Raw genomic sequence first — 13,675 nt, forward strand, 5'->3', positions numbered from 1 at the left:
CCTGCTATCCGGTGCGGACAAAAGCAACCTGATAGCGGTAACGAAACCCTTGAATTATAGAATAAAAACCCGTTTAATCTAACTAACCATAATAATAATAAAGTGAATTGCTATTTTCATGCCCCAGCTCGACCTCATGACCAGTCTGGCTATAGAGACCTTTGCGCATTCAATACAGGCAGTTTTTCTGCTCGGATTTGCCGCTTTACTGATGTATTACCATAGATACTATCAACGCGATTATCTAGGTTACTGGGCTTTCGCCTGCTGTGCATTTGGTCCTGGAGAAATCATCAGAGCCTTTTTGGCCGGAAGCGCAATGGTCGCGCCCGAGTCTGCGCTTAGCTGGTCCAGTGGTTTACAAGGGGTCGCTTTAACCTGCCAGTACCTAGCCATTTCGTTTATTGCCCTCGGTGCCTCTTGTGCCGCGTTTAATAAAAAACCGCAACACTACTGGCAATATATAGCTTATGGGGTGTCGTTGGTTGGCGGTATTATTTCCTATTTTTGGCTAGATCCCACCATAAGCGATGCGGGTAACACGCCCAATGCCGGATTTATGCGGTTTCTGGTCACTGGCGTAGCGTTAATCGCTATCAGCTTGCTTATGTGGCGGAAATTAGGAAGCGGTATCGGCCCCAAATTGGTGTCCGGTGGCTTTTTCAGTATCGGTTTTAAGAATTTAGTCGTACTTAGCGTTATTTTTTCTTTACCCGGAAACGCTGTGGACTGGGCTCTCAGCTTTCAGGCGCTTTTAAATATCATTATCATTGCGGCGATTATCGTCGGTATTATCATTTGGTTGCTGGAATCTGAGCGCAATACCGCAGTGCGCGCCATCCAAAGAGCCGAGTATCTGCACACCCATGACGCGCTGACCGGAGTCTCTAACCGTGACCAGCTGGTCAGTAAAATTCCTTTATTCATCGAGTACTGCCGCAGTAACAACCGTCAATTAACCATTATGCTTGTTGGCGTCAGTCGCTTTAAAGTGGTTAACGAAAACATTGGTATTCGCGGTGGTGACCAGGTGCTAAAAGAAATTGCGCGACGCCTGCAAAACTTTCGCAAACAGCCTCTGGCGGTATCCCGTATCAGTGGCGATGTCTTTGCTCTTGCCTTTGATCATTTAAAAAGCCGCAGTCTTATAAAAGATTTAGCTACAGAGCTTCAGGACACACTGAGTAACCCCATTGAAGTGGGCGAAAAAACGCTGAATATTGCCGCGGGTATTGGTATTGCACGCTACCCTCAGCACGGCAGTCGATCGGAAGTTCTACTCAATAAAGCAACCATTGCGCTGACTCAGGCAAAGCAGTCACACCAGCCCAGTGTTACCGTTTATGAGCGGGGTATGGATGAGATGTACTCCTATCTGGTTGATATGGAGCCAATTTTACGCCGCGCTATGCAAGAGAATGAGTTCACTCTGTATCTTCAGCCGCAGTTTGACTTTGACCATCAACAGCTTTGTGGTTTTGAAGCCCTGATCCGTTGGCAGCACCCGGAACGCGGTCTGCTGAGTCCGGCGGAATTTCTGCCTTATATCGAGCAATTGGGGCTTTCCACCGAACTGGATGACTGGGTACTGAACCACGCGGCTGCTATCCTTGCTTCCTGGAAACAAAAGTTTGGTCTCTGCTGGCCCATAGCGGTGAATTTATCAGCGCCACAATTTCAGCATTTTCAGTTAATAGAAAAAATGCAGCGGTTACTGGAAGACTACAATATATCGCCCGAATGGCTAGAGCTTGAGATCACCGAAAACGTGGCCATGTCCGATTTACACAACGGCATGAGTGTTATCCAGCGGTTACGGGAAATGGGTTTTGGTATTTCTATTGATGACTTTGGTACCGGGCACTCCTCCCTGGCTTACCTTCGCTCATTACCTATTAACAAAATTAAAATAGACCGCAGCTTTGTCAGCGAACTGCAGCAAAATAATAACGATGTCACCATTTTAAAAGCCATGATCCGCTTGTCTCATGGCCTGGGTAAACGCGTTATTGCCGAGGGCATTGAAACCCAAGAACAGCAGGACATGTTGCAAAAGCTGGGTTGCGACATGATGCAGGGCTATTTTTACTCACCCCCAATGCGCCTGCAATTTGCTGAACAGTTGATTGAACGCCAAATTCAGGGCGACAAAAAGCCGTTGCCACCCGGAGAGTTTGCAACGGCCTTCTAGCTCTACAATTTCAGCAGAGTATTTTTACAGGATGAAGCGGCTTAGGTCTTCGTCCTGCGATAGCTCACCGACATGTTCATTCACGTAATCGGCATCAACAACCAGTTTCTCACCGCTGTGGTCAGTAGCATGGAAGGAAATTTCTTCCATTAAACGCTCCAGCACCGTATGTAAGCGACGCGCACCAATGTTTTCTGTCGTTTCGTTTACATGGAATGCCACTTCAGCAATACGCTGAATGCCTTCTTCAGTAAAGCTCACTTCAACGCCTTCAGTGTTCAGCAGAGCATGGTACTGAGTCGTCAGCGACGCACTTGGCTCTGTCAGAATACGCACGAAGTCGCCACTGGTCAGTGCTTCCAGCTCAACCCGAATAGGCAAACGCCCCTGTAATTCAGGAATAAGATCTGACGGCTTACTCATCTGGAATGCACCAGAGGCAATAAACAGAATATGATCAGTTTTTATCATACCGTGCTTGGTATTCACCGTGGTCCCTTCAACCAAAGGCAGCAAGTCGCGCTGCACGCCTTCGCGGGAAACATCTGGCCCGCTGGTATCGCCACGCTTACAAATCTTGTCAATTTCATCTAAAAAGACAATGCCGTTTTGCTCAACCGACTCAATAGCAGCTTCTTTTACTTCGTCGGGGTTCAGCAATTTCGCCGCTTCTTCCTCGACTAGCTGCTTGTAAGCATCTTTAATGCGCATTTTGCGTGCTTTTGTCTTATCGCTGCCCATGTTCTGGAACATGTTCTGCAACTGCGACGTCATTTCTTCCATACCCGGAGGCGCCATAATTTCAACACCCATTTGCGGCATGGCTAAATCAATTTCAATTTCTTTGTCATCCAGCTGGCCTTCACGTAACTTCTTACGGAATACCTGACGCGTACCACGCTGGTCATCATTTTCCGGCGTCTCTTCCTGTTGCTGAGCCCAACCAGAAGAAGACTGCTTCGCCGGTGGTAACAGCACATCCAAAATACGCTCTTCCGCCGCTTCTTCAGCGCGGTAACGTACCTTTTGCATCATTTCTTCGCGCGTTTGCTTCACCGCAACGTCGGTTAAATCCTTAATAATGGATTCAATTTCTTTGCCCACGTAACCCACTTCTGTGAACTTAGTCGCTTCAACTTTAATGAAAGGCGCTCTCGCTAATTTCGCCAGGCGGCGGGCAATTTCCGTTTTACCCACACCGGTAGGGCCTATCATTAAGATATTCTTAGGCGTTACTTCCTGACGCAGCTCGTCATCCAGCTGCATCCGGCGCCAGCGATTACGCAAAGCAACCGCGACAGCGCGTTTTGCTTTATCCTGGCCAATAATATGTCGGTTTAATTCGTCTACAATTTCTCTTGGGGTCATCTCAGACATCTTATTTTTTCCCCTGCTTCGTTTTGTCTTCAGCAATAGACTCTTCTTCTTCAATGGTCTGGTTGCCGTTGGTGTACACGCAAATATCGCCTGCAATGGTCAGTGCTTTTTGCACAATGTCGCGGGCATTCAAGTCGGTATTTTCCAGCAAAGCTCTTGCTGCCGACTGCGCAAACGGCCCACCCGAGCCAATCGCAATAAGGTCATTCTCCGGCTGCACAACGTCACCATTACCGGTAATAATTAATGACGTTTCTTTATCAGCAACCGCGAGCAATGCCTCCAGTCGGCGCAAAGCACGGTCGGTACGCCAATCTTTTGCCAATTCCACAGCCGCACGCATCAGGTTCCCCTGATGTTGTTCAAGTTTGGATTCAAAACGTTCGAACAGTGTGAAAGCGTCTGCGGTTCCGCCGGCAAAACCTGCCAGCACTTTATCGTGGTATAGGCGACGCACTTTACGCGCATTACCTTTCATTACGGTATTACCTAAGGAAACCTGGCCGTCTCCGCCAATTACAACTTTATCGCCGCGGCGAACAGATACGATAGTAGTCAAAGCAAGACCCTCTTTTTTGTCTTAGTGACGTCGATGACAAGTATTTGAGGGTCTATATCGTATTTTTCAATGGTGTCAGCCGATTAATCCAGATTCCAGTTCCAGATAGCACAACCAAACACTTGATTGCGTTGAAGTTTATGACGATCACTTTCAGCATCTCGCTTGGTTTCATAAGGGCCCAGAATAACCCGGTACCAAAGCCCATTGCTCCCTTCAGTCGAGCGTACCTGAGATTCAAGCCCCGCCATCGCAATTTGTGCACGTAACCTTTCAGCGTCTTCCTGCTGACGGAAAGAGCCACATTGCATCAGTTTCGGTGGACCCAGTTCGCGTTCAGGCACATCAACTTCCACCTCTTTACTTTTTAGCTCTTCTATATAGCGCCAGCGTTCAGCCGATTTCTCTGGCAATAAGTCAGCCGGTGGCGGTTGTACCTTTGGTTGTTCAACCTGTTCAGATTTACCGTTAATTTGCAGCAGAATATAGGTAAAAAATGCTATCAGGACAATGGCAACAGCGACCACGAACCAGGGCACCGGCTTACGCTCAGCAACGGGTTTTGCACCGCGTTGCTGCTTTTTATTGGTTCCCTTTTTCTTAGCCGGCTTACGTTTTGGCGGTTTTGGCTTACGATTCGCGTAATCCATAGTGCGTTACATCTTCTCCAGGGTTGGAATACCCAGTAATTCCAGGCCTTGCTTCAGCACGTTGGCGGTTAACATCGACAACTTCAGACGACTGTTACGAAGGGCTTCGTCTTCCTGATTCAAAATTGGGCAGGCTTCATAAAAACTGGAGAAGCGACCGGCCAAATCAAACAGGAAACCACATAAGAAATGCGGCATGGCTTTATCCTGAACCTGATGCAGCACTTCGTTAAAACGCACCAGCTGATTCGCCAACGCCAGCTCGCGTTCGTCATCCAGAATAATGTCGGCGTTGCGGTCAAACGCTGTGTCGCCTAAACGATCAAAAATACTGTTCACGCGGGTGTAAGCATAAAGTAGGTAAGGTGCCGTGTTGCCTTCAAAAGTCAGCATGTGGTTCCAGTCGAAAACGTAGTCGCTGGTACGGTTTTTTGATAAGTCCGCGTACTTAACCGAGCTAATACCCACCACTTCAGCAACGCGTTTTTGCTGCTCATCTGTTAAATCAGTCGTTTTCTGCTGCAGTAGCTCTAGTGCGCGACGTTCAGCTTCATCTAATAAGTCAGCCAGCTTAGTCACACCACCGTCACGGCTTTTGTAAGGTTTGCCGTCTTTGCCCATCACGGTACCAAAGCCGTAATGGTCGAGCTGTATCTCGCCTTCCACAAAACCGGCTTTGCGTGCCAGCGTAAAAATTTGGTCGAAATGCAGCGACTGACGCGCATCCACAAAGTACATCAGGTGGTCACCACCCAGTTCTTTCTGACGGTATTCAATAGCGGCTAAATCGGTGGTGGCATAAAGGTAGCCGCCGCCTTTTTTCTGCACAATAATAGGCAGCGGTTCGCCTTCTTTACCTTTGTATTCTTCAAGAAACACGCATTGTGCACCCTGATCTTCCGTCAACAGACCTTTTTCTCGCAGGTGCTCAATAACGCCCGGTAACTTGTCGTTGTAGGCGCTTTCAGCCATCACATCGTCACGAGTCAGTTTAACGCCTAAACGGTCGTAAACGTCCTGACAATGGCTCAGTGACACATCAATAAATTGGTTCCACAGCTTCAGGCAGTATTCGTCGCCCGACTGCAGTTTTACGACTAGCTGACGTGCACGGTCAGCAAACTCTTCGCTTTCGTCAAAACGTTGCTTGGCGGCTTTATAGAAAGTCTCCAGGTTGCTCAGCTCATATTCAGCAGACTGATTATCCAGCGCTTCCATGTACGCTAAGAGCATGCCGAACTGCGTGCCCCAGTCGCCCACGTGGTTCTGGCGAATGACTTTATGCCCTAAAAACTCACACACGCGCGACACGGCGTCGCCAATAATGGCAGAACGCAAATGCCCTACGTGCATTTCTTTCGCCAGGTTAGGCGACGAGTAGTCAATAACAATGGTTTTGCTTTCTTCTGCCACATCGACGTTCAGGCTGTCGCTGCTGAGCATTGCGGTTAGCTGGTCTTTCAGCTGGTCCTGCGAAATGGTGAAGTTAATAAAGCCCGGCCCGGCAATATCCATTTTCGACAACAGGGAGTTCTCCGGAACCGCTTCGACAATGGCTTCAGCCAGCTGACGTGGGTTCGATTTTGCTGGTTTGGCTAGCATCAATGCCAGGTTTGTCGCAAAGTCACCGTGTGATTTGTCTCGAGGGCGATCCAACTGAATCTTTACTGGGTGATCAGCAGGGATTTTTCCCTGTGTTTTAAGTTGACCAATGGCTTCGGCCAGTAACTGTTCAAGTTGTTCTTTCATTAATGCGACTACCTGTATGAAAAATCGAAGAGGAAATTCAAGACGCTTAGTTTAATCGCTACGCCCGATAAAAAAAACCGCTTAGTTGTCGATCAGCTAAAGTCTTGCGGATCAATATCCAGCGACCAGCGCACTTTTTTCAATAACGGCAAGGCGTTAATCTGCGGTAACAAGTGTTCAATAAGCTGAAATCGCAATTTACGTGACTGACAATGTAACAGCAATTGGTAGCGGTAACGACCGGCTTTACGTTCCATTAAAGCTGGCATGGGGCCCAGCAAAAATGCACCTTCCACCTGCGGCATTAACTGCTGAATTTGGGTCATGGCCTGCACCACAGAGTCTCTGTCGGTTGCTTCGCCACGGAACAGCGCCAAATAAGAGAACGGCGGCAAGTCACTTTGTTGGCGTTCAGCAAGTGCCGTCAGGGCAAAGTGCGAATAGCCGTTGTTGAGTAAATCCTGAATTAAGTCGTGCTCCGGATGGTGGGTTTGCAATACAACTTTACCGGCTTTGTGCTCTCGCCCGGCGCGACCAGCGACCTGAGTATAAAGCTGTCCTAAACGCTCTGCTGCCCGGAAGTCCGCGCTGTAAAGCGCGCCATCAACATCTAGCAGCGCCACCAGAGTGACATGGGGAAAGTGATGGCCTTTTGCCAGCATCTGCGTGCCAACCAGCAACGGGTACTCGTTATTTGTGGCTTTTTGCAGGTAATCGTCCAACTGACCTTTACGGCGGGTGGAATCCCGGTCAATGCGCAGCACCCCACGCCCCGGAAACATTTCTTTCAGACTGTGCTCTAACTGTTCGGTACCCACACCGTGGGAAATTAAGTGTGTGGAGCCGCAGGAGCCGCATTGCTTAGGTATCCGTTGCTGGCTGCCACAATGGTGACACTGCAGCTGCTGATGAGCTTTATGTACGGTGTAATAAGCGTCACAACGATGACACTGCGCCAGCCAGCCACACTCGTGACACATTAACGCTGGTGCAAAACCACGACGGTTAAGGAACAGCAGTACCTGATTACCGCGTTCAATTTCTACCTGAATTTGCTCCTGCAATGCTTTAGAAACACCGGCTTTTATGGGCTGCTGCTTCAGGTCAATAAGCTCGTGTTTAACCATTTGCGCGCCACCAGCGCGCTGCCCCAGCTTAAGCCAGTGAAAGCGTTTGCTGACCGCGTTATTCAGCGTTTCCAGCGAGGCAGTTGCACTACCGAGCACCAGCGGAATATCCAGCAACGCCGCCCGTTTAATGGCAATGTCCCGGGCATGGTAGCGAAAGCCGTCCTGTTGTTTGTAGGACAAGTCATGTTCTTCATCGACCACAATAAGCCCTAGCTTCTGGCAGGGCGTAAACACAGCTGAACGAGTGCCGATAATAATTGCTGCATGTCCGTGCTTTGCGTCCAGCCAGGTATTCAAACGTTCTCTGTCACTCATGCCCGAGTGCAGCATGACCACCGGTGCGTCAAAGCGTTCTTTAAAGCGCTGCAAGGTCTGTGGGGTAAGGCCAATTTCCGGTACCAGCACTAATACCTGCTCGCCGCGCTCCAGTACCGGCTCCATGGCTTGTAAGTACACTTCGGTTTTACCACTACCGGTAACGCCTTCCAGCAGCAAAGTGCTGTGCTTTTGCTGCTGGTTAATGGTAGAAACCGCCACCGCCTGCTCGGTATTTAACGCATGGCCCTGCTCTCTTAACACCGATGACTGCTTTTGCCAGCCCTGATTCTTAGTCGGTGCCTGCTCGCGCACTTCAATCCAGCCTTTATCCTGCAAGGTGCGCAGCACGGCTGAGGTCACACCTATATCGGTTAAGTCGCTGCGCCTGAGCGGCTGATGTTTAAGCGCTGCCAGCACTTGCTGCTGCCGCGCGGCCCCTTTTAAATCATTAATGGACTGCGCCCGGCCTAAATCGGTCAGCGCATAAAAAGTTTCGGTCAGGTATTCCGGCGCATCGCCTTTGCGCAACAAAACCGGCAGGCTATTGGCGGCTACGTCCCCCAATGAATGGTGATAGTAGTCAGAAGACCAGCGTACTAGCTGCCAGATATCATCAGGCCACAGCCGCTGCTCATCCAGAACCGAAGCGACGAACTTCAATTCAAATGTTGGCGGTTCGTCATTGGCTTCGGCAACCACGTAACCCACTAACTGACGCTGGCCAAAAGGCACGCGCACGCGGACTCCCTGCGGCAGCGGCTCGGCACTTTTGCACAGATAATCATAGGTTTGTCGAAGAGGTAACGGCAGTGCGACTTTATAACGTCGTTCGCTGCCGGTGCTGGCTTGCTTCATGGCTCTATTCTGGAACGCTACCGCGCAGAATACAAGGCAGCAGATTCTGCTTGATCACAGGCGCAGGATCACATAAAATGCGCGGCTCTTAATTCATTGATGTTTTTTTGCGCATGGTGTTCGGCTTTGGATCGAATGGCGATGCGGCCCATAACTGAGGTAACCCCATGAAACAAGGTATTCATCCTAAGTACGAGACTTTAAAAGTCAGCTGTTCTTGCGGTCACACGTTCGAAACGCGTTCAACCCGCTCAGAAGATCTTCACCTGGACGTCTGTTCAGAGTGCCACCCGTTCTACACTGGTAAGCAGCGTGTAATGGACACTGGTGGTCGTGTTGACAAATTTAAGAAGCGTTTTGGTGCTCTGGGCAAGAAATAAGCCTAAGAAAACTTATAGAAAACGCTGCTTAACAGCAGATTTTAAGAAAAAGGCGCTAAACAGTGCCTTTTTTTGTGCCTGTTTCGCTAAGCGGCCTATTGTTAAAGAAAAGTTAACTGGTGTACTTTTAAACACATTGGAAATTTCATTCACCTCATGACCCTCAAAGGCGGAGGTAAGATTTGTTTATTAGCACAAAAGCGATAGACTGATCGGCATTCTGATCACCAGACTCAGGTATCACCGCATGACAGACTTTCGCCAACAGGCACTGGATTACCACGAATACCCGACCCCGGGTAAAATTTCCGTTGAACTCACCACCCCTGCTGAAACCAGTAAAGATTTAGCGCTGGCCTACAGCCCGGGCGTTGCAGAACCGGTTCGGGAAATAGCTCAGGACCCGGACGCCGCCTACCGTTATACAGCCAAAGGCAATATGGTTGCGGTTATTACTAACGGAACCGCCATTCTTGGTCTGGGCAATTTAGGGCCACTGGCATCAAAACCGGTCATGGAAGGTAAAGCTCTTCTATTTAAGCGCTTCGCCGGACTGGACTCTATTGATATTGAAGTGAATCATCGTACTACTCAGGACTTTATCAATACCGTTGCTAACATTGCCGATACCTTTGGTGGCATCAACTTAGAAGACATTAAAGCGCCTGAATGTTTCGAAATAGAACAGGCGTTAATAGAGCGCTGCAATGTACCGGTATTCCATGATGATCAACACGGTACTGCCATTGTGACGGCCGCAGGTATGCTTAATGCGTTGGAAATTCAGGGTAAAGACCTGGCGGAGTCTCGCATTGTTTGTCTTGGTGCCGGTGCTGCCGCCATTGCCTGTATGGAGCTTTTAATTAAATGTGGCGCACAACGCGAGCACATTTATATGCTCGACTCAAAGGGCGTTATCCATACTCGTCGCGATGACTTAAACGAATACAAGCAGCTGTTTGCCAACAACACCGACAAACGGACACTAAAAGACGTTATTGAAGGTGCCGATATCTTCGTGGGGGTTTCAGGGCCAAACTTACTCAGCGCAGAAGAGTTGAAACTTATGGCGCCTAACCCGGTTCTGTTTGCCTGCTCTAACCCAGACCCGGAGATTAAACCAGAAACCGCTATGGCGGCGCGTGATGACCTGATAATGGGAACCGGACGCTCGGACTACCCGAACCAGGTGAACAACGTTTTATGCTTCCCGTTTATGTTCCGCGGTGCATTAGATGTGCGCGCTACTGCTATTAATGACGAAATGAAGGTTGCAGCGGTGGAGGCCATTCGCCAGCTGGCGAAAGAGCCTGTTCCGGAATCAGTATTAAAAGCGGCCGGTGTCAAAGAGTTAACCTTCGGTCGTGATTATATTATTCCCAAGCCAATTGACCCGCGCTTGTGCCCACGGGTATCGCGCGCCGTTGCCGAAGCTGCGGTGAAGTCCGGCGCAGCTAAAATCGATTTACCGAAAAATTATATGCAGGATTAATCGTCGAGCTCTTCGTCGGTTGGAATAGGTAATCCCCGGGCTTCCAGCTCTTCACGCACAGCTTTGGGGATTTTATTCGGGTTGGATTTTTGCAAATCTTCATCTTCCGGCAGCGGCTGACCGGTAAAAGCGTGTAAAAACGCCTCACACAGCAGTTCGCTGTTGGTAGCATGGCGCAGATTATTAATTTGGCGACGGGTTCGTTCATCGGTCAATACTTTTAACACGCGCGTGGGTATTGAGACCGTAACTTTTTTCACCTGCTGACTCTTACGACCGTGTTCAGCATAAGGGTAAATATATTCGCCGTTCCATTTCATTGTTATTGTCCCGCTATATAACAAAACCACATAAGTTATAATGAATTGTACCCGAATGAACGACCCCGTCAAATTTTATCCGTCTAGATGGCTAAAAGTTGCTGACATTTGCCTGACAATATTTTAGCCTTAGTAGCAGTAATCTAATTCAAGCGAGTAGTTAAGGAAGGCGGAATGACCACAACTCAGCTCACAGAAGAGCAAAAGCAAGCCGTTGCCGACAGCGTTCAGGTGCATAAGTTTGGCGGCAGCAGTCTTGCCGATGCGTTCTGCTATCGCCGCGTTGCCAGAATTGTAACCGAGTACGCGGGTGCCAGCGACTTAGTCGTTGTTTCCGCAGCCGGAGATACAACCAACCGCATTCTTGCCATTATTAATGCCAAAGCGCAGCCGGGCGACACCGCCAGCATTCTGCTCGATCAATTAGAGAGTTTTCAGCAAGGACTGATCACCGAATTATTAAGCGGCGACTTACAAAAACAGTTGCTACTGCAATCGCAAAAAGACTTCACCCGCTGGCGTCGTTGGTTAGTCGGCGACGAAGCCATTAGCCATAACGCCGAGTTACTGTCGTACGGCGAACTCTGGTCTGCCCGCTTGTTATCAGCTTTACTGCAAAAACAGGGTACCCGCGCCGACCACATTGATGCCCGGGACTTTTTACTCGCGGCAGACGCTCCTGAACCCGTTATTCAGGTAGAACACTCGCGTGAAAAACTATTACAAAGAGTGGCTCCTCACTCGGGCACCCGCTTTATTGTTACCGGCTTTATTGCCCGCGGTTTAAACGGCGAGAGTTTAACTCTGGGGCGTAACGGCAGCGACTATTCAGCAACCTTAGTCGGCAGCCTGCTGGATACACGTCAGGTTACTATCTGGAAAGATGTTGCCGGCGTTTACTCGGCAGACCCGCGCAAAGTTGAGCGCGTGGTGAGCTTACCGACATTAGACTGGACCGAAGCCGAAGAACTGGCGCGTCTTGGCAGTCCGGTTCTGCACCCAAGAACCTTTCAGCCGGTTGACCGTCAACGCATGGTCATTTCCGTTCGCTCCAGTTTAAAAGTAGAAAATCAGCAAACTCGCATTGGTCAGTTCCAGAATACCCAGCCCCGCGGAAAAGTCTTCACTTCTCTGTCTGAGGTGGTGCTGTTTAAGGTTGAGCTGCACGATAAAGCCTTAGTAAAACGTCTGGATGAACTGGAATTAGAGCCGCTGGTCAGCTGGACCGAGCCGGAAAATCATCAGCAGTATCTGGTGTTTCACCAAAACCACTTAGACTACCTGACCGGCTGGTTAGACAGTCTGGGCGCGGGTGATGCCATTACTCAAATTCGCGGCTATTCCATGCTGGCCATTGTCGGTAACCGCATTCAGGAAACCGACCAGTTCTCGACCTTTAAACTGCAACTTTCCGAACAAAAAGTGCGGCGCTTTGCGCTGACGCAAAACGGTGACTCTGCTGTTGCTATTCTGGAGCAAAAGCTTGATAACCGCTTACTTAATCGCTTGCACAGCCAATTATTCAATTACCGTCGCAGCCTGGGCGTTTTAGTCATTGGCCGCGGCAACATTGGTACGGCCTGGCTGGAACTGTTCCGACAGCAGCGCGACCGCATTAACCAAGTGATGGACGTTCGGGTTATGGGCATTGCCAACTCGCGGCGTTTATGGCTGGATTACAATGGCGTCGAGCTCACTCAGTGGGCAGAAGACTTCGATCGTCTGGCGCGGCCTTATGTACTCACGGAACTGTTGCGCGAGTTGCCAAATGCACCATACGACGAGATGGTCGTCATTGACTTGACTGACGCCAAACAAGTCGCGCAACTGTATCCCAGCTTGTTCGCAAACGGCCTGCATATTATCAGCGCCAATAAGCGCGCGGGCTCCGCCGACGAAGCGCTGTACCGCGAAATTCGTACCATTCAGCACGAGTACGAGCGTGAATGGCTATACAACACCACGGTGGGTGCCGGGTTGCCGCTGAATTATGCCATAAACGATTTGCGAAATTCCGGCGACGAAATTCGCAGTATCTCCGGTATTTTCTCGGGTACCATGTCGTGGCTGTTTGAGAATTTTACCAAAGGAGTCACTTTCAGTTCATTGGTAAAAGAAGCCAAAGAGCGGGGTTACAGCGAGCCTGACCCTCGTGAAGACCTGTCCTGTCAGGACTTGGTGCGTAAATTACTGATTCTGGCACGCGAAATTGGCTTAAAACTGGACTGGCAGGACATTGAAGTAAAAAGCCTGGTACCGGAGCATTTACGTGATCTACCACTTAGCGAGTTTATGCAACGCTTATCCGAACTTGATGAGCCCATGGCGGCGATGCTGGACGAAGCGGCTAAAGACGGCAAAGTGCCGCGACTGCTGGCCAGCTTTACCGTCAGTGACGAGCAAAGAGTTACTGCTCAGGTTGGTATTGAATACATTCCGGAAGGGGACATGCTGGCCAACTTAATACCCGGTGAAAACATCTTCGTTATCTACACCGACTGGTATTCAGAAATGCCGTTAGTTATTAGCGGACCTGGTGCGGGTAAACACGTTACCGCCGGCGGCGTGCAATCGGATCTCAATCAGTTACTGAGTAAACTGGCAGTGGGAGCTTAATGCTCCCACTAATTTGTTATTGCACAGATTTTGCCTGA

The 13,675-nt window shown here is 49.5% G+C and carries 10 protein-coding genes; 4 read left to right on the top strand and 6 right to left on the bottom strand.

What is annotated here, in order from left to right:
- The first annotated feature begins 118 nt into the window (after positions 1-118).
- Complete coding sequence (locus B2U97_RS00460) at positions 119-2,191, top strand: putative bifunctional diguanylate cyclase/phosphodiesterase (RefSeq protein WP_034822759.1); 2,073 nt, start codon at positions 119-121, stop codon at positions 2,189-2,191.
- Positions 2,192-2,215: 24 nt separating this feature from the next.
- Here the strand turns inward: B2U97_RS00460 and hslU are convergent, their stop codons facing one another.
- The 5 genes from hslU to priA all read right to left on the bottom strand — a co-directional run bounded on the left by hslU (position 2,216) and on the right by priA (position 8,829).
- On the bottom strand, positions 2,216-3,568 hold the full coding sequence (hslU, locus tag B2U97_RS00465; RefSeq protein WP_034822761.1) for an ATP-dependent protease ATPase subunit HslU: 1,353 nt from the start codon (positions 3,566-3,568) through the stop codon (positions 2,216-2,218).
- Between the two features lies 1 nt (position 3,569).
- A complete protein-coding gene (gene hslV, locus B2U97_RS00470) occupies positions 3,570-4,127 on the bottom strand; it encodes an ATP-dependent protease subunit HslV (protein ID WP_011235683.1) in 558 nt (185 codons plus the stop codon).
- Positions 4,128-4,210: 83 nt separating this feature from the next.
- Entirely contained in the window at positions 4,211-4,777 is a 567-nt protein-coding gene (locus B2U97_RS00475) for an SPOR domain-containing protein (RefSeq protein WP_034822763.1), read from the bottom strand.
- A gap of 6 nt (positions 4,778-4,783) precedes the next feature.
- Positions 4,784-6,526, bottom strand: coding sequence for an arginine--tRNA ligase (gene argS, locus B2U97_RS00480; RefSeq protein WP_153850163.1), 1,743 nt, complete (start codon positions 6,524-6,526; stop codon positions 4,784-4,786).
- A gap of 92 nt (positions 6,527-6,618) precedes the next feature.
- Positions 6,619-8,829 (bottom strand): primosomal protein N', encoded by a 2,211-nt coding sequence (gene priA, locus B2U97_RS00485; RefSeq protein WP_272990185.1) that lies wholly within the window; start codon positions 8,827-8,829, stop codon positions 6,619-6,621.
- A gap of 167 nt (positions 8,830-8,996) precedes the next feature.
- Here priA and rpmE point away from each other — a divergent pair, with 167 nt between their 5' ends.
- Entirely contained in the window at positions 8,997-9,209 is a 213-nt protein-coding gene (gene rpmE / locus B2U97_RS00490) for a 50S ribosomal protein L31 (protein WP_054490333.1), read from the top strand.
- A 247-nt stretch (positions 9,210-9,456) separates the two neighbouring features.
- Positions 9,457-10,701 carry a malic enzyme-like NAD(P)-binding protein gene (locus tag B2U97_RS00495; protein ID WP_034822770.1) on the top strand — a complete coding sequence of 415 codons (1,245 nt, stop codon included), beginning with the start codon at positions 9,457-9,459 and terminating at the stop codon, positions 10,699-10,701.
- Here B2U97_RS00495 and metJ read toward each other — a convergent pair.
- Positions 10,698-11,021, bottom strand: a complete 324-nt coding sequence (gene metJ / locus B2U97_RS00500) for a met regulon transcriptional regulator MetJ (protein WP_011235689.1) — start codon at positions 11,019-11,021, stop codon at positions 10,698-10,700. The two genes, B2U97_RS00495 and metJ, sit on opposite strands and share 4 nt — an antisense overlap.
- Positions 11,022-11,195: 174 nt before the next feature.
- Between metJ and B2U97_RS00505 the strand changes: the two genes are divergently transcribed.
- On the top strand, positions 11,196-13,637 hold the full coding sequence (locus B2U97_RS00505) for a bifunctional aspartate kinase/homoserine dehydrogenase II (protein WP_114982342.1): 2,442 nt from the start codon (positions 11,196-11,198) through the stop codon (positions 13,635-13,637).
- The last annotated feature ends 38 nt before the right edge of the window (positions 13,638-13,675 follow it).

It is taken from the genome of Idiomarina sp. UBA3176, from assembly GCF_002364295.1.
Lineage (GTDB): Bacteria > Pseudomonadota > Gammaproteobacteria > Enterobacterales > Alteromonadaceae > Idiomarina > Idiomarina loihiensis.